Annotated in this window: 16 protein-coding genes and 2 pseudogenes; 9 read left to right on the top strand and 9 right to left on the bottom strand. The window is 69.6% G+C overall.

Features of this window, described 5'->3' with window-relative positions:
* On the top strand, positions 1–2,729 hold a 2,729-nt coding region (locus tag ON39_RS30080), incomplete at its 5' end, for an ATP-binding protein (protein WP_040739387.1).
* A gap of 96 nt (positions 2,730–2,825) precedes the next feature.
* Here ON39_RS30080 and ON39_RS30075 read toward each other — a convergent pair.
* Positions 2,826–3,663: pseudogene (locus ON39_RS30075) on the bottom strand (ABC transporter permease).
* Positions 3,660–4,647: pseudogene (locus ON39_RS30070) on the bottom strand (ATP-binding cassette domain-containing protein). The pseudogenes ON39_RS30075 and ON39_RS30070 overlap by 4 nt, the downstream one beginning before the upstream one ends.
* 92 nt (positions 4,648–4,739) lie before the next feature.
* On the opposite strand from ON39_RS30070, the gene ON39_RS30065 reads away from it, so the two are divergent.
* Both ON39_RS30065 and ON39_RS30060 read left to right on the top strand, forming a co-directional pair.
* The gene (locus ON39_RS30065; RefSeq protein WP_040739375.1) at positions 4,740–4,970 is read left to right on the top strand and encodes a hypothetical protein; all 231 of its coding nucleotides are present in this window, start codon (positions 4,740–4,742) and stop codon (positions 4,968–4,970) included.
* Complete coding sequence (locus ON39_RS30060; RefSeq protein ID WP_040739374.1) at positions 4,970–5,398, top strand: TA system VapC family ribonuclease toxin; 429 nt, start codon at positions 4,970–4,972, stop codon at positions 5,396–5,398. Before ON39_RS30065 ends, ON39_RS30060 begins: the two co-directional genes overlap by 1 nt.
* A gap of 10 nt (positions 5,399–5,408) precedes the next feature.
* On the opposite strand, the gene menE is transcribed toward ON39_RS30060, so the two are convergent.
* The 3 genes from menE to ON39_RS30045 form a co-directional block, all read right to left on the bottom strand.
* The gene (menE, locus tag ON39_RS30055; protein WP_040739373.1) at positions 5,409–6,542 is read right to left on the bottom strand and encodes an o-succinylbenzoate--CoA ligase; all 1,134 of its coding nucleotides are present in this window, start codon (positions 6,540–6,542) and stop codon (positions 5,409–5,411) included.
* Between the two features lie 417 nt (positions 6,543–6,959).
* Positions 6,960–7,352, bottom strand: coding sequence for a VOC family protein (locus tag ON39_RS30050; RefSeq protein ID WP_040739372.1), 393 nt, complete (start codon positions 7,350–7,352; stop codon positions 6,960–6,962).
* Position 7,353: 1 nt separating this feature from the next.
* Positions 7,354–8,247 carry a 1,4-dihydroxy-2-naphthoyl-CoA synthase gene (locus tag ON39_RS30045; protein WP_040739371.1) on the bottom strand — a complete coding sequence of 298 codons (894 nt, stop codon included), beginning with the start codon at positions 8,245–8,247 and terminating at the stop codon, positions 7,354–7,356.
* Positions 8,248–8,402: 155 nt separating this feature from the next.
* On the opposite strand from ON39_RS30045, the gene ON39_RS30040 reads away from it, so the two are divergent.
* From ON39_RS30040 to menD, 3 genes are all read left to right on the top strand, one after another.
* A complete protein-coding gene (locus tag ON39_RS30040; RefSeq protein ID WP_051187326.1) occupies positions 8,403–9,047 on the top strand; it encodes a PaaI family thioesterase in 645 nt (214 codons plus the stop codon).
* An 85-nt stretch (positions 9,048–9,132) separates the two neighbouring features.
* Positions 9,133–9,579, top strand: coding sequence for a DUF6918 family protein (locus tag ON39_RS30035; RefSeq protein ID WP_040739370.1), 447 nt, complete (start codon positions 9,133–9,135; stop codon positions 9,577–9,579).
* Positions 9,580–9,785: 206 nt separating this feature from the next.
* The gene (menD, locus tag ON39_RS30030; RefSeq protein ID WP_040739369.1) at positions 9,786–11,429 is read left to right on the top strand and encodes a 2-succinyl-5-enolpyruvyl-6-hydroxy-3-cyclohexene-1-carboxylic-acid synthase; all 1,644 of its coding nucleotides are present in this window, start codon (positions 9,786–9,788) and stop codon (positions 11,427–11,429) included.
* Positions 11,430–11,448: 19 nt separating this feature from the next.
* Here the strand turns inward: menD and ON39_RS30025 are convergent, their stop codons facing one another.
* A complete protein-coding gene (locus ON39_RS30025) occupies positions 11,449–11,691 on the bottom strand; it encodes an Rv3202a family protein (RefSeq protein WP_040739368.1) in 243 nt (80 codons plus the stop codon).
* A gap of 132 nt (positions 11,692–11,823) precedes the next feature.
* A complete protein-coding gene (locus ON39_RS30020) occupies positions 11,824–12,060 on the bottom strand; it encodes a DUF8836 family protein (RefSeq protein ID WP_040739367.1) in 237 nt (78 codons plus the stop codon).
* Between the two features lie 204 nt (positions 12,061–12,264).
* Here ON39_RS30020 and ON39_RS30015 point away from each other — a divergent pair, with 204 nt between their 5' ends.
* Positions 12,265–12,843 carry a TIGR03086 family metal-binding protein gene (locus ON39_RS30015; RefSeq protein WP_040739366.1) on the top strand — a complete coding sequence of 193 codons (579 nt, stop codon included), beginning with the start codon at positions 12,265–12,267 and terminating at the stop codon, positions 12,841–12,843.
* Positions 12,844–12,849: 6 nt separating this feature from the next.
* Here ON39_RS30015 and ON39_RS30010 read toward each other — a convergent pair whose 3' ends face one another.
* A complete protein-coding gene (locus tag ON39_RS30010) occupies positions 12,850–13,356 on the bottom strand; it encodes an SgcJ/EcaC family oxidoreductase (RefSeq protein ID WP_040739365.1) in 507 nt (168 codons plus the stop codon).
* 61 nt (positions 13,357–13,417) lie between these two features.
* On the opposite strand from ON39_RS30010, the gene ON39_RS30005 reads away from it, so the two are divergent.
* Positions 13,418–13,879 (top strand): MarR family winged helix-turn-helix transcriptional regulator, encoded by a 462-nt coding sequence (locus tag ON39_RS30005; protein ID WP_040739363.1) that lies wholly within the window; start codon positions 13,418–13,420, stop codon positions 13,877–13,879.
* Here ON39_RS30005 and ON39_RS30000 read toward each other — a convergent pair.
* Positions 13,876–14,484: a TetR/AcrR family transcriptional regulator gene (locus tag ON39_RS30000; protein WP_040739362.1), complete on the bottom strand. Its 609-nt coding sequence runs from the start codon at positions 14,482–14,484 to the stop codon at positions 13,876–13,878. The genes ON39_RS30005 and ON39_RS30000 overlap by 4 nt on opposite strands.
* An 82-nt stretch (positions 14,485–14,566) precedes the next feature.
* Between ON39_RS30000 and ON39_RS29995 the strand changes: the two genes are divergently transcribed.
* The gene (locus ON39_RS29995; protein WP_040739361.1) at positions 14,567–15,601 is read left to right on the top strand and encodes an aldo/keto reductase; all 1,035 of its coding nucleotides are present in this window, start codon (positions 14,567–14,569) and stop codon (positions 15,599–15,601) included.
* Positions 15,602–15,605 lie beyond the last annotated feature (4 nt).

The following is a 15,605-nucleotide window of genomic DNA, read 5'->3' as shown; positions in this document are numbered from 1 at the left end:
AGCTCACCCTGATGCGGCTGCTCGCCGCGGCGGGCCGCGCCAACGAGGCGCTGAAGTCCTTCGCGGACTTCCGGACTCGGCTCGCCGAGCAACTCGGCGCGGACCCCGGCGCCGCGCTCGTCGAGTTGAACACCGCGATCCTGCGCGGAGACGCGGCGGGCCCCGGCGCGAGTGACCAGCCCGACGCCGCGATGCGGAAACGGCGCGCCGCGCACACTCTCGATCACGACGCCGAAAACCGCGATATCGCAGCGGAAGTCGGCGTACCCGCCGCGATCGGCCTGCGCGCCGCGCCCAATGCCCTGCTCGGCCGCGACGACGATCTGGCCGCCCTCGAAGCGCTGCTGCGCACGTCGAGGGTGACGACGGTGCTCGGCCCCGGCGGCTCGGGAAAGACTCGCATCGCCAACGAGGTCGGCGCCCGCGCCGCGGCCACCCGCCGGGTGGTGCTGGTGGAGCTGGCCTCGCTGCGGACCGACGAGGACGACGCGCGCGTCGAGCTGGAGGCGGCGATCAGCGCCGTGCTCGGCCTGAGCGATCTCACCTACGGCACAACGAATTTGATCAGCCGCATCGACGCCCGCCAGCGCCTGCGCGAGGCCGTGGCGGCGCGGCCCATGCTGCTGATCCTGGACAACTGCGAACACGTGATCGACGCGGTCGCCGTGGTGGTCGCCGACCTCATCGGGTCCGCCGACCGGCTCACGGTGCTGACCACGAGCCGGGCGCCGTTGATGATCACCGCCGAGACCGTCTACCCGCTGCCGTCGTTGACCATCGACGCCGCCGGATCGCCCGCGACCGAGTTGTTCGAGGCGCGGGCCAGGGCGATCCGCCCGGGCGTCCGGCTCGATCCGGAGGTGGTGGCCCAGCTCTGCCACACCCTCGACGGATTGCCGCTGGCCATCGAGCTGGCCGCCGCGCGGGTCCGGGTGATGAGCGTCGAAGAGATCAATGTTCGACTGGCCGACCGGTTCTCGCTGCTGCGCCACGGCGATCGCAGCTCGCCGGAGCGACACCGCACGCTGCACGCGGTGATCGATTGGAGCTGGAACCTGCTCGACGCCGCGCAGCAGGCGGCGCTACGGCGGCTGTGCCGATTCCCGGCCGGCTTCACCCTGTCCGCCGCCGAGGTGGTCGCGCGCGGCCCCGACGTCGACGACGTCGCGGCGGCCGTCGCGGGCCTGGTGAACCAGTCGCTGCTCACCGTCCTGGAGGAGGACGCGCTCGGCACTCGCTACCGCATGCTGGAGACGGTGCGTGAGTACGGCGAGGAGCGGCTGGCCGCCCTGCCGGACGAGGCAGATCTGGTGACCGACCGAATGTTGCTGTGGGCCAGGACTTACGCCGACGACATCGCGGGCCGATACCTCACCGGTGACCAGGTGCGGCTCGCGCAGTCGGTCTCCGCCGAGCTGGACAATCTGCTCGCGACGCTGCGCTACGCGCTCGACCGGCGGGACGCGAACACGGCGTACACGGTCTTTCCGGTCGTCGCCACCCTGTGGATCCTGCGGGGATCGCACATGGAGGTGGTCTCCTGGGCCAAGCGGGTCGCCGAGGTCGAGCCCGACATGAGCGACGCGGACGCGCCACGCGCCGACCTGGTGATGCTCAGCTACGAGACGATGTTCATGCATCTGAGTTTCGACCGCGGCCCGGTGCGCGACCTCGCGCGGCTGCGGACCAAGGTGCGCCGAATGCTGCGCGACCGGGCCGATCTCAGCCCCAGCATCCGCTTCACCAGCAGCATCACGCTGTGCAGGCCCGACGGCCGCGGCCTCGCCCGGTTGATCGCGCACGCGGTCCGCTCCCCGGATGTCGAAACCCGGGCCAGCGCGTTGCTGCTGCGCGCGAACGTGAAGGAGAACCTCGGCGACGTGCGCGGTTCGACGGTGGACGCGGTCCGGGCACTGGATATCTTCGGTCCCGAGAACGTCTGGAACGCGGCGATGGTGAGCAGGCACCTGGGCCAGGTATACGGGCAGATCGCGGAGTACGCGAAAGCCGTTGTGCACTACCGCCGCTCGCTCGACATGCTGCAGCGGCTCGGCGCCTACGAGGACACCATCGAGACCAGGAGCATGCTGGTCGCGGCGCTGCTCGGCACGGGCGACACGGCGGCGGCCGAGCACGAGCTGGACCTCGCCTTCGGCTCGACCGATGCCGAGGCGACCGTGCCGGGGCAGAACCATCTGCTCGTCGCCGTCATGCACAGCGCCGCCGAGCTGGCGCTCGCCAAGGGAGATGTCGCGGGCGGACTCTACCGCTACGACCGCGCCCTGGAACTCTGCGGCTGGCCCGCCGCGGCGGAGCGGCAGGGGCCCGGTCACCTCATGATCGGTGCGTCGGCCATCGACGCGCGGGTGCTGCACGGCGCGGCCGACACCGCTGACAAGCTGGTCGAGGAGCTGATCGAGCAGGCGGAGACGGTGCTCGGGCGCTACGTCGATCTGCCGCAGATCGGCGCCATCGCCTGCGCCGTCGGCTCGTACGCGATCGTCACCGGACGCGACCTGGATCGTGGGCTCGAACTGTTCGCGCTGGCGCCGAAAGTCTTTTGCCGCCAAGACTATCCGTCGATGCGCTGGGCGACGCACGCCGAGCTGGTCGAGGGCCTGCTCGGCCAGGACCGGCTGGCGCGGGCGCGAACCGCGACGAACGGTATGCGCAGGCAGGCCGCGGCCGAGCGCATCAAGCGGATTCTGTCCGAGCTGCCGGCACCGTGACGCGCGGCACGGCGCGTGTGGTGACGCGTTCCGTGCACGAGACAGGGCAACACCGGAAGGCCCTCCGGTGTTGCCCTGCCTCGTTTTTCGACCAAATCACGCCCGGCGCATGTACGCCTTGACGGCCAGCGGGGCGAAGATCGCGATCACCACCGCCGAGCCGAGCAGCGAGTAGGCCAGGTTGCTGCCGTAGACGTTGCCGTTCATCAGGTCCTGGCACGCGTTCACCATGTAGTAGACCGGGTTCACGTGGTTCAGGCCCTGCAGCCAGCCCGGCATCGTCTGCACCGGCGCCAGCGCGCCGGACATGAAGGTCAGCGGGAACATGATCATCATCGACATGCCCTGCACGCCGGAGGCGCTCTTGCCGGTGACGCCGACGAGCGCCCAGATCCAGCTGACCGCGAACGAGCACACGATGATGACCAGCCCGGCCACCACGACGCCGGCGAAGCCGCCGTCGGGGCGGTAGCCGATGCACAGCCCGACCACGACGGTGAGCACCGTCGCGATGGTGTAGCGCACCATGTCGGCGATCAAGGCGCCGGCCAGCGCCGAGATGCGGGCGATGGGCAGGGATTTGAAGCGGTCGAAGACGCCCTTGTCCATGTCCTCGCGCAGCTGGGTTCCGGTGACGACCGAGGTCAGCACCACCGTCTGCACCAGGATGCCGGGGATCAGGGTGGGCAGGTAGTCGTGCACGGATCCGCCGATCGCCCCGCCGAAGATGTAGGCGAACAGGGCGGTGAACAGGATCGGCTGGACGGTGACGTCGAACAGCTGCTCCGGATTGTGCTTGATCTTGAGCAGTCCGCGGTAGGCCATGGTGAACGAGGTCTTCCACCGCCCTGCGCAGGCCGATGTGATCGCTCACCTCGGGGATGTTCACGGGCGCGGCCCGGCGTGCGGGAGAGGGGGCGGTGATCGTGGTCATGCCGCGCTCCTTTCGGTGTCGGTGTCGTCGGCCGGTCGGCCGGTGATGGTGAGGAAGACCTCGTCCAGGCTCGGCTTGCTGACGGTGATCTCCTCGATCCCGATCTCCCACTCGCGCAGGCGAATCAGCAGATCGGCGGTGACGCCCGCGTCCTGCAGCGGCGCGGTCAGCCGGCCCGCCTCCGGCGTGATGGTCGCCTCGCTGCCGAGGAACTCGCTGACGATGCGCCTGGCCTCGTCGAGCTGACCCCGGTCGACCAGGGTGAGGTGCAGCGAGGAGCCGCCGACCGAGGCCTTGAGCTCGTCGGCGGTGCCGTCGGCGATCACCCGGCCGTGGTCGATCACCGCGATGCGGTCGGCCAGCTGATCGGCCTCGTCCAGGTACTGCGTGGTGAGCAGCACCGTCGCGCCCTCGCGAACCAGTCTGCGGATGGTGTCCCACATCTGGGGCGCGGGTGCGCGGGTCGAGGCCGGTGGTCGGCTCGTCGAGGAACAGCAGCGGCGGGGTCGAGATGAGACTGGCCGCCAGATCGAGCCTGCGCCGCATGCCGCCGGAGAAGTTCTTGAGCGGCTTGGCCGCCGCCTCGACCAGATCGAACTCCTCGAGCAGCTCGGCCGACTTGCGGCGCGCGTCGGCGCGGCTCAGGCCGAGCAGGCGGGAGAACAGGATCAGGTTCTCGGTGGCGGAGAGGTCCTCGTCGACCGAGGCGTACTGGCCGGTGACGCCGACCAGCGACCGCACGGCCGTCGGCTCGGCGACCACGTCGTGGCCGAAGATGCGGGCGCTGCCGCCGTCGAGCCGCAGCAGGGTGGCCAGCATCTTGATGGTCGTGGTCTTGCCGGCGCCGTTCGGTCCGAGCACGCCGTACACAGAGCCTTGCGGCACCGCCAGGCTCACGCCGTCGACGGCGCGCTGTTCCCCGAACACCTTGACCAGCCCGTCCGCCTCGACGGCGAGTGCTGAAGTGGGTGTGAAAGAAGTCATGGGTAAGACTGTGCGGCTCGCCTCTTGCACGGCCCTTGCACGCCGATGACAACCCCTATGCATCAGATGCGTAATCGGATAGCATCAGATGCATGCGGACGACAATAGACATCGATGCCGTCGTCTTGGAGCACCTTCGACATCGATCCAAGCGGGAGGGAAAGACCTTGGGACAATTGGTTTCCGAACTGCTCGCCAGTGCGATCGCCCAGGAAGACCGGCTGCCCTCCGTCGATATCGCTTGGCCGAGTACGAATCTCGGCCTGCGCGTCGATATCGAGGACAAGCACGCGCTGTACGCGGCGCTGGACGCGGCCGACTGATGTCGCGCACGGTCGACACCAATCTCCTGATCTACGCCTCGGACGCCGGTTCGCCCGTGCATCGACAGGCCGCCGCGCTCGTGCAAGACATGCTGCGCGGGCCGGAGCTGACGACCGTGTTCTGGCCCGTCTTGCAGAGCTACCTACGGATCGTCACGCATCCGACGATCTGCTCGTCGCCGTTGCCGATCGCGGCGGCCCAGCAGGCCATCGACGCGGTGCTGGCGTCGCCGTCGATCCGGGTGGTCGCGGAGGGCGCGAACTTCTGGCGGTGCTATACCCGGGTCGGCGGCGGGCGGGGCAACGAGGTGCCCGACGCGGTGATCGTCGCGCTCATGCTCGAGCACGGCGTCTCGACGATCTACACGCGGGACCGCGACTTCCGGAAGTACCCGGCCATCTCGGTGCGCGACCCGTTCACGGACTGAGCGGCCGATGTCAGCGCGGCGACTCGGTGAGCAGACTTTCCCGGAGCCTGGTGCGGTCGGGCTTGCCCGGGCCGCGCATGGGGATCTCGTCGACCAGCGTGAGTTCGCGGGGCGCGGCTATCGAATCCAGTTCCGCCACTACGTGTTCGCGCAGTTCCTCGAGGGTCGGCACGGCGCCGGGCGCCGGGACCACCACGACCGCCACGCGCTGACCGAGGCGCTCGTCGGGCAGGCCGAGCACCACGCACTCGCGGATGGCCGGGTGGTTCATCAGCACGGCCTCGACCACCTGCGGGATCACCAGCAGTCCGCCGGTCATGATCGCCTCGTCGAGTCGGCCGGTGATGTTGAGCCTGCCCTCGATAAAGGTGCCCGCGTCCTCGGTCCGGAACCAGCCCGGCTCGGCGAAGGCCGGATGGTCCGGCTGCCCGCGGTAGCCCGAGGCGATCATCGCGCCGCCGAGCACTACCCTGCCGTCCTCGATGCGGACCTGCGTGCCGTCCAGCGGCAGGCCGTCGTAGACGCAGCCGCCGCAGGTCTCGCTCATGCCGTAGGTGCGAACCACGTTGATACCGGCCGCTTTCGCGCGCTCGTACACCGGCACCGGCGTGGCCGCGCCGCCGACGAGGACGCCGTCGAGCTGGGCGAGCGCGGCCGCGGCGACGGGCGCGTCGAGCGCCTTGATCAGCTGGGTCGGCACCAGCGCGGTATAGCGACGCTCGCCGCGCATGGCCGAGACCGCACCGGCCAGCGCCTCGGGCAGAAACCCGCCCGACACGTCGAGAATGGTCGGCTGGGTGCCAGCCAGGATGCTGCGCAACAAGACCTGGATGCCCGCGATGTGGTGCGTCGGCAGGGCCAGCAGCCAGGTGCCCGGCCCGCCCAGTCGGTCATGGGTGGCGGTGCCGCTGGCCCGCAGCGCGGCGGCGCTCAGCATGGCCCCCTTCGGCACGCCGGTGGTGCCGGACGTGGTCACCACGAGCGCGACCTCGTCATCGATGGTCTCGCCGGGGGAGAGCGCGTCGCTGAGCCGCCTGGCCTCGCGACGGTCGCTGGTCGGGATCGGCAGCCACGCGGGCCCGTTGCCCTCCAACGCTTCTCGCAGATGCGGCAGCACCTCGCCCGCCCCGGAGCCGGTAGGCATGGGCAGGGTGCGGAGAGTGCGACTCACGACTCCACCTCGCTAGCGCTCGGCTCCATCGTTCGCGAGGACGCTGTGTCGATGGTTCGCTCGCTCACGACTCCACCTCGCTGTTCCCCAGAGGCACTGTGCCTACGGCTCGCCCACTGCGCTCGCTCACGGTAGCGATCGTGTCATGTCCGCGTCGCCGAACGCGGAACGGGTGGTCGGTTTGCTGGGGCGGCGCGGGACGCGGGTGGCCGCCCCCGGGAAATGGGGTTCAGGTACGCCAGGCATCGAGACTGCGATTCACTCGTCGGACGGGTTACGCACGGTGGCCGGCCGGGCATCGGCGGTCGGCGGCCATCGAGCGTTATCGTCCTCGCCGAGACGGCCGTTGGCAACTCGGCTCGCCGCCCGATTGCACTTGCAAATGTAAACTCAGCCCGCTGACCTGCGGGTATCCCGTCGGATGGGGTGATCCGGCGGAATCTCGACGAGCACGATCGGTACCCCGTCCGGGTCGCGCACCCACATCTCGATCAGTCCCCACGGCTCCTGAACGGGCGCCCGATCGAGGGCGACGCCCTTCAGCGCGAGCTCCGCCGCCGCGTCCGAGACGTCGCGCACCTGCAGCCAAATAGCACCGTCGAACTGCGACGGCCGGCCCGATCCGCCGTGCGCGGCCACCTCGATCAGCGACTGTCCAGCGAAGAAAACGGTTCCACCTGGATATTCTCGCGCGATGGCCAGCCCGAGGCTGTCACGGTAGAAAGCGAGCGTCCGCTCGTAGTCGGTCGGCCGCAGGATGATCCGGCTGCTGAGGATGTCCATGTCAGAAATACCAGGGGTAGGGGGTCCAGTCGGGCTTGCGCTTCGCCAGGAACGCGTCGCGGCCCTCCACCGCCTCGTCGGTCATGTAGGCCATCCGCGTCGCCTCGCCCGCGAACAGCTGCTGGCCGACCAGTCCGTCGTCGAGCAGATTGAACGCGTACTTCAACATCCGTTGTGCCTGCGGCGATTTGCCGTTGATGTCGGCGGTCCATTCCAGCGCGACGTCTTCCAGTTCGGCGTGGTCCACGACCTTGTTCACCGCACCCATCTGATGCATCTCCTCGGCGGTGTAGGGCCGGCCGAGGAAGAAGATCTCGCGGGCGAACTTCTGGCCCACCATTTTCGCGAGATAGGCGCTGCCGTAACCGCCGTCGAAGCTGCCGACGTCGGCGTCGGTCTGCTTGAAGCGCGCGTGCTCGCGGCTGGCCAGCGTCAGATCGCAGACCACGTGCAGACTGTGCCCGCCGCCCGCGGCCCAGCCGTTCACCAGCGCGATGACCACCTTCGGCATGAACCGGATCAGCCGCTGCACCTCGAGGATGTGCAGCCGCCCCGCGCGGGCCTGATCGACGGTGTCCGCGGTCTCGCCGCTGGCGTACTGGTAGCCGTTGCGGCCGCGGATGCGCTGGTCGCCGCCGGAGCAGAAGGCCCAGCCGCCGTCCTTCTCGCTCGGCCCGTTGCCGGTGAGCAGCACCGCGCCGACGTCCGGGGTCATCCGCGCGTGGTCGAGCGCCCGATAGAGTTCGTCGACCGTGTGGGGGCGGAACGCATTACGCACCTCGGGGCGATCGAAGGCGACACGGACCGTGCCCTGCTCGATGTGCCGGTGGTAGGTGATGTCGGTCAGGTTCTCGAACCCGGGGACGGGTCGCCACAACTTCGGATTGAACGTCACCCGAGTGATTATTGCCCTCGATGTCGGAGGGGATAACTCGGTGCCGTGGTCACGAGGTGACTTGACGGTGTAAAACAACGCGATACCGTGCATCTATGGAGAAAGCATCGCGAAGCGATTCAATGAGGGGCGGCGGCCGGGTGGCGGGAGGGCGAGTGAAACCGGTTATCGACCGCAGCGCGGTGGACGAGTCCCGGTACGAGAAGCACGGGGGATTCCCGAAGGTCTCCCGCGCGAAGATCGGGCGCAATTTCGGCCCGTTCGTCGAGGCGATGCGGACGCTGCAGGATCTCGCGGTCTCGGTGGACGCGCCCGACGAGGTCTTCGGCGCGGCACTCGACCGGGCGCAGGAATTGATCGCGTTGCTCGAGCCCTATCGCGCGCCCGAACTCCAGGGTCCCGCGGGCCGCGCCGTCGAATTGCCCGGGCGCGGAAGCCTTCTGCTGCTGCCGTGGCAGGTGGTCGAGGCGGGCCCGGACGGCATCCGGATGACCGGTGAGTTCCGGCGTTTTCACCTCGGCGGCAACGGCGCCGCGCACGGCGGCGTGCTCCCGCTGCTGTTCGACGATCTGCTCGGCATGATCGTGCACTACGCCGGACGACCGATCAGCCGCACCGCGTATCTGCATGTGAACTATCGCAAGATCACTCCGCTCGAGGTGCCGCTGACGGTGCGGGGTCGTGTCGACCGCATCGAGGGGCGCAAGACCTTCATCACCGCCGAATTGCTCGATGAGCAGGGCAATTTGCTCGCGGACTGCGAAGGATTGATGGTGCAGCTGCTGCCGTGGCAGCCTTGAGCCGGTGAGTGCCGCGACCAGTCGCGCGGGGATGCGTATAGTTGCGCCTGCTCGTTCATCGAAACCTATTCCGGAGGACCTGAAAGTGGTTGCAGCACTGTCTGAATCCCTGCTCGACGACGCCAAGCGCCCGGCTTTTCTCGCCGATGCCGTCGAGGTTCTTGATGCCGAGGTCTCGGACAAGGGTGGTGCGTCCGGCCTGGCTGTGAAGGGTGGCTACGCGGCGGTCAAGAAGATCAGCCCGTCGATCGTTCCTGATGCGCTGGAGTCGTTGGCGCCCAAGCTGCTTGCGCAGTTGGACCCGTTCTGGCAGGAGTACGCCGCGACGGGGTCGGGCACGTTCGGCGATCTGCTGGTCGCCAAGTCCGACGAGGTCGCCGAGGCGCTGCTCTCGGTCACCGACGCCCGCGCCGACGCGTCCACCCGGCCCGCGCTGAAGAAGGTCTACTCGTCGATGCGTTCGTCGGCGAAGAAGAACGTCATCGAGGCGCTGCCGCGAGTCGGCGACCTGGTTCAGAAGCACGCCAACTGAATCGACACCGTGCACGTCGAACGCGTCGCACATCGACCGGCCGCCCGCGGCCGGATCTTTCGATGTGCGGCGCGTTTCGCCGTTCGGGCCCATTCATCGCGCGGCTCGGCGGACCCGGATGCATCCATCCGAACTTCGACAAGCGGCCTGGCCGGTGTGAGCAGGGCGACGAAGACGCGAGGCCTACTGTCTGAGAGGCTGGAGCTGTGAACCCGTCTACAGCACAAGCGCAGGTCGTGGTGGACGAACTCGCGCGCGGCGGGGTGCGGGATGTCGTCCTGTGCCCCGGCTCGCGCAACGCCCCGCTGGCCTTCGCGCTGCAGGCCGCCGACGCCGCGGGGCGGCTGCGGCTGCACATGCGCGTCGATGAGCGCACGGCGGGCTTCCTCGCCATCGGCTTGTCGGTGGCCAGCCGCCTGCCGGTGCCCGTGGTGATGACGTCGGGGACCGCGGTGGCCAATCTCGGCCCCGCCGTGCTGGAGGCCAACTACGCCCGCGTCCCGCTGGTCGTGCTCAGCGCCAACCGGCCCTACGAGATGCTGGGCTCCGGCGCGAATCAGACGGTGGAGCAGCTCGGCCTGTTCGGCAGCCAGGTCCGCGCCACCGTCAGCCTCGGCCTCGCCGAGAAGGAGGACGTGACCGCCGACTGCGCGGCGTACGGGCATCAGAACAGTCAGTGGCGCTCAGCGGTCTGCCGCGTGCTCGCGGCGGCCAGGGGCACTCGCTCCGGCAACGCGGGCCCGGTGCACTTCGACATCCCGCTGCGCGAGCCGCTGGTGCCCGACCTCGCGCCGGGCGAGCTGGCGCCGGGCGGGCGCGCGGACGACCAGGCGTGGACCAAGACCCAGTACGCCACCCTGGACGTGCCGCTCGATCTGGACCTCACCCCCGACACCGTCGTCATCTCCGGCCACGGCGCGGGCCTGCGGCCGGAGCTCGCCGAGCTGCCCACCGTCGCGGAGCCCACCGCCCCCATGCACGGCCCCGCCCTGCATCCGCTCGCGCTGCCGCTGCTGAAGCCGCGCCAGGCCATCATCACCGGTCGACCGACCCTGCATCGTCAGGTTTCGAAAGTCCTTGCGGATCCGGCTGTTCGGGTCTACGCGCTCACCACCGGGCCGCGCTGGCCCGACGTCTCGGGCAATGTCCTCGGCACCGGGACCAGGGCGGTCACCACCGGCACGCCGCGCCCGGAGTGGCTGGCGTACTGCCGCGAGCTCGACGCGAAGGCGAATCACGTGGTGCGCCAGGAACTCGACCGGCACCCGAAGCCGACCGGCCTGCACGTGGCCGCGGTCGTGATGAACGCGCTGCGGGAGGGCGACCAACTACTGCTCGGCGCCTCCAATCCGGTGCGCGACGCGGCGCTGGTCTCGCACCCGCGCCCCGGCATCAGGGTGCTGTCCAACCGCGGCGTCGCGGGCATCGACGGCACCGTCTCCACCGCGGTCGGGGCGGCGCTGCGGCACGAGGGCCGCACCGTGGCGCTGATCGGCGACCTGACCTTCCTGCACGATGCGTCCGGCCTGCTCATCGGCCCCGGCGAGCCTCGGCCCGCGGACCTGACCATCGTGGTCGCCAACGACGACGGCGGCGGCATCTTCGAACTGTTGGAGCAGGGTGATCCGCAGTACGCGGGGGTGTTCGAGCGCGTCTTCGGCACGCCGCACGGGATGGACCTGGCGGCGTTGTGCGCGGCCTATCGTATCCCGCACCGGCAGGTCGACCCCGAACAGCTGGCCGTCGAACTGGCCGGAAACGCCCATGGCATGCGGGTTTTGGAGGTGGCGACCGAGCGCTCCAGTCTGCGCGAGCTGCACGCGACGGTGCGCGCCAAAATCGCTCCCTGAAGCGCTCGGCCCGCCGCTGTCAGATGAGGTCCGGCTCGTCGTCGAAGGGGATGGGGATGGACTGGTCCAGCACGTCGGCCGGGTCGGCGTCCCACGCGTCGCGCGAGACGGTCTCGGCGATCTCCGGGTCGATGGCGTCGCCCTCATCCGGTCCGTCGTCGATATAGCCCGGCTCGCTCGGGTAGGCGGGGATCGACTGCTCGGCGAGGTCGGCTTCCGGTACCGCGTAAATGTCGTCGGACGTGCGGCGATCGGGCATCATGCGCTCCTCTCCGTAGTGGCCTCGGTCGGGGCGTACCCGGTGCGGCACGCCATAATCAAGGCGGACAACAGTTCAGCACTGTCGAGGATGCGTCATGTTCGATTGCCGAGCAACTACCCGGCGTGGGCTAGGTTAGTCGCCGGCCGTCGGCCCGCTTCCGTCGGCGGGAAACTCCACGAGCGCCAGCGTGCGTCCCGCCATGAACCGCGCGGTGCGCACGGGGGTTCCGGTGCGGGTCACCTCGCTCACCTCGACGACGCCGCGCGCGATGCGCACCTCGACTCGTCGCCCCGCCCGGGTGGCGACGACTTCATAACTGCGAGACCCGTCGCCGAAGTCGACAACGATCTCAACTCGATCACCCTTCATCTACCAATTGTCCGCTTTTCCAGCATCTTTCGCGATCACGACTTGGTCGCGAGGGGGTCTCGCGGGCGGTGAGCCGGGGGCCGGTGGATTCGGCCGCGCGCACGGCACGGCGTGCGTCCCGGCGGAATTCGGGGCGTGCGATGAATCCCGCGGCGCCGCGTCGTCTGCACAGGAAGAGACGTCCCGCATGCCCAGGAGAATCCGATGAATCAGGAATTCGATTTCGAACCGGCCGCCACCGCCCTCGGGGCCGTGGTCGTCCGCGTCACCGACGATCAGCTCGCGGGCGAGTCGCCGTGCGCCGACACCACCGTGCGCGATCTGCTCGCCCACGTCGTCGACCTGACCGAGGCGTTCCGGCAGGCCGCGACGAAGGAGGCGGTCGGCGGGTCGGTCGCGCCCTCCGTCGGCCCCGAGCGCGCGCTACCCGAGGATTGGCGCACGCGCATTCCCGCGCAGCTGAAGGCGCTCGTGGAGGCGTGGCGCGAGCCGGAGGCCTGGGACGGCGTGACCGAGGCGGGCGGGGTCAGCGAGCATGCGCCGGTGATGGCCAGGATCGCGCTGAACGAACTGGTCGTGCACGGCTGGGATCTGGCCAAGGCCACCGACGGTCCGTTCCACGCCACCGCGGCCGACCTGGCGATCCTGCTCGACCTGCTGCGCGAGAACCCGCCGGAGGGCACGCCGGGACTCTTCGGCCCGGTGCTGCCGGTGCCCGCCGAGGCCTCCGCCCTGGATCGCGTCCTCGCCCTCACCGGACGCAGCGCCGCCTGGCCCGCGTAGCCGGGGTCAGGCAGGCGTGAGCCGCCTGCCCGCACCAAGCCTGTGCGCGACCCGGGTCATCAGCTGAGACATCTTGGACGGCAACGAGTTCGGCTCCGGCACGGTGACCGGCCGCACCCGGCCATTGTGAATCGCCGTGAAGCGCCAGCCTTCCGGCGTGCGCACGAGCACCACGGTCTGCCGGGACAGCCTGCGCCGGGGCAGGCTGGATCGCCACGGCATCAGGACCGAGGCGGTGCCGTGCAGCACGGCCACGTCGGGTGCCACGTAGCGGATCGACTCGAGTTCGCCGACCAGTGCCGAGCCGGCCAGCACGCCGCGGAAAAGCTTGTCGTGGTTGCGCTGATGCTCCGCGCGCCCCGTCGCGCGGGTGCCGTCGTAGGACACGTAGTCGGAGTCCTCGGTGAACAGCGCGCCGAAGGCCGCGGCGTCGTTGTCGGTCCACGCCTGCATGAAATCGTGGAACAGCTGCCGGATCTGAGCGTCGTCGGTGCGGATGTGGGTTTGGTTCATGGTCGTGCCTGCTCCATGTTATCGTTCGATGATCGAAATGTACGGTAACAGAAAGCTTCGAATGTCGAAAGATGAACTGATCGGCCAGGTCGGCTCGCAGTTACGGCTGCTCCAGCGGAGTTTCGACACGTTCGACGAGGCGGCGGCCGGCCACCTCGGGCTGAACCGGACCGACCTGCGGTGCCTGGACGTGGTGCTGGGTCGCGGGCCGCTGGCGGCGGGGGAGCTCAGCGCCGAGCTGAAGCTGAGTCCCGCGGCGACCACGACGGTCATCGACCGGCTCGAACGGGCCGGGCTCGTCACGCGCGCGCAGGACGCCGTCAACCGGCGACGGGTGCTCGTCGCGCCTACCGACGCGGCGAGAGGAGTGGCCGAGGACATCTTCGAGCCGGTCGGGCAGGCGGGCGCAAAAGCCTTGGGGCGCTACGACTCCGACCAGCTCGCCCTGATACTCGACTTTCTCCGGACGGCGCTGCGTGTCCACCGCGAGCAGGCCGAACGGCTCGTCGCTCGGAAAACCTAAGTGAACGTGCCCGCCGTCGCGGCGTTCATCGCGGCGGTCGCCGCGGTGGCCGCGGCCGCGTCGTCGATGGAGTCGCCGCTGGCGAGCAGCCGGTAGTACAGGGGTGCGGAGACGGCGGACAGCACGGCGCGCGGGTCCGTGCCCTCGGGAACCTCGCCGCGTTCGATGGCGCGTTCGACGCACGGCGCCCACTCGGTGAGCCGGACGTCGTAGAAGCGGCGCAGGGCGGTGGCTGCGGCCTCGTCGCAGGTGGCCGCGGCGATGACGGCCTGGAACAGCCTGCCCTGGCGGGGGTCGGTCAATGTCTTGGCGACCAAGCGGGCGTTGGCGGTGAGATCGCCGAGCAGCGAGCCGGTGTCGGCGTGCGGCAGGGACTGTTCGGCCATGTCGCTCAGGAGGTCGATGACCAGGCCGGTCGGATTGCGCCAGCGGCGGTAGACGGTGGTCTTGCCGACCTCCGCGGCCGCCGCGACCTCGGTGAGATCCAGGTGGGCGAAGCCGTGCTCGGCGAGTAGGTCGCCCGCGACGCGCAGCACGGCCTCGCGGACGCGGGCGGTGCGCCCACCAGGGCGAATAGAGCCGGGCGTGGCCTCGTCCAGATTCATAATGGGTCTCCAGTTTCATTTAGCGCGGAAAGGGTGTAGCGTCCTAGTCGTTAACGGAACTATAGACCCTTTAGGAGTCACAATGGAGTATCGGCGGCTCGGCGCATCCGGTCTGCTCGTCCCGGCGCTCAGCTTCGGCGCGGGTACCTTCGGCGGACGGGGAGAACTGTTCAGCGCCTGGGGCGACACCGACGCCGAACAGGCGCGGCGGATGGTGGACATCAGCCTGGAGGCGGGGGTCACCATGTTCGACACCGCCGACGTCTACTCCGACGGCGCCTCGGAGGAGGTGCTCGGGGCGGCCATCAAGGGCCGGCGCGACCAACTGCTCCTCTCCACCAAGGCGTCGCTGCCCACCGGACCCGGACCGACGCAGTACGGCTCCGGGCGGGCTCGGCTGGTCGGCGCGGTCGAGGCCTCGCTGCGCAGGCTCGGCACCGACTACATCGACCTGTTCCAGCTGCACGCCTTCGACGCGGGCACGCCGGTCGAGGAAGTCGTTGCGGCGCTGGACGATCTGGTTCGCGCGGGCAAGATCCGCTACCTGGGCGCGTCCAACTTCGCCGGCTGGCAGCTGATGAAATCCCTTGCCGCGGCGGACAAGCACGGACTGACCCGCTACGTCGCGCATCAGGTGTACTACTCGCTGGTCGGCCGCGACTACGAGTGGGAACTCATGCCGCTCGGTCAGGACCAGGGCGTCGGCGCGGTCGTCTGGAGCCCGCTCGGCTGGGGCAGGCTCACCGGCAAAATCCGTCGCGGGCAACCACTTCCGGCGGGCAGCAGGCTGCACCAGACCGCCGAGGCGGGTCCGCCGGTCGACGACGAGAAGCTCTACGACGTGGTGGACGTGCTCGATGAACTGGCCGCGGAGACCGGTAAGACCGTCCCGCAGATCGCGCTCAACTGGCTGCTGCGCCGCCCCACCGTCGCCACCGTCATCGTCGGCGCCCGCAACGAGGACCAGCTCCGCCAGAACCTCGGCGCCATCGGCTGGCAACTCACCACCGACCAGGTCGCCCGTCTCGACAAAGCCAGCGCCACCACGCCGCCCTACCCCTACTACCCGTACTACCGCCTCCCGGACTTCACCCGCCTCAATCCGCCGGCCGTGTGAGAAG

The sequence above is a fragment of the Nocardia tenerifensis NBRC 101015 genome (assembly GCF_000308715.1).
GTDB lineage: Bacteria > Actinomycetota > Actinomycetes > Mycobacteriales > Mycobacteriaceae > Nocardia > Nocardia tenerifensis.
This window is presented reverse-complemented; position numbering and strand designations above follow the sequence as displayed.

Bases quoted from the DNA above. Each gene is read 5' to 3' on its own strand.
- ON39_RS30025 (WP_040739368.1), bottom strand. From the start codon at position 11,691: ATGATGCCCGATCGCCGCACGTCCGACGACATTTACGCGGTACCGGAA.
- ON39_RS30060 (WP_040739374.1), top strand. From the start codon at position 4,970: ATGTCGCGCACGGTCGACACCAATCTCCTGATCTACGCCTCGGACGCC.
- ON39_RS30015 (WP_040739366.1), top strand. From the start codon at position 12,265: ATGAATCAGGAATTCGATTTCGAACCGGCCGCCACCGCCCTCGGGGCC.
- ON39_RS30000 (WP_040739362.1), bottom strand. From the start codon at position 14,484: ATGAATCTGGACGAGGCCACGCCCGGCTCTATTCGCCCTGGTGGGCGC.
- ON39_RS30065 (WP_040739375.1), top strand. From the start codon at position 4,740: ATGCGGACGACAATAGACATCGATGCCGTCGTCTTGGAGCACCTTCGA.
- ON39_RS30005 (WP_040739363.1), top strand. From the start codon at position 13,418: ATGTCGAAAGATGAACTGATCGGCCAGGTCGGCTCGCAGTTACGGCTG.
- menE (WP_040739373.1), bottom strand. From the start codon at position 6,542: ATGCCTACCGGCTCCGGGGCGGGCGAGGTGCTGCCGCATCTGCGAGAA.
- ON39_RS30050 (WP_040739372.1), bottom strand. From the start codon at position 7,352: ATGGACATCCTCAGCAGCCGGATCATCCTGCGGCCGACCGACTACGAG.
- ON39_RS29995 (WP_040739361.1), top strand. From the start codon at position 14,567: ATGGAGTATCGGCGGCTCGGCGCATCCGGTCTGCTCGTCCCGGCGCTC.
- ON39_RS30020 (WP_040739367.1), bottom strand. From the start codon at position 12,060: ATGAAGGGTGATCGAGTTGAGATCGTTGTCGACTTCGGCGACGGGTCT.
- ON39_RS30010 (WP_040739365.1), bottom strand. From the start codon at position 13,356: ATGAACCAAACCCACATCCGCACCGACGACGCTCAGATCCGGCAGCTG.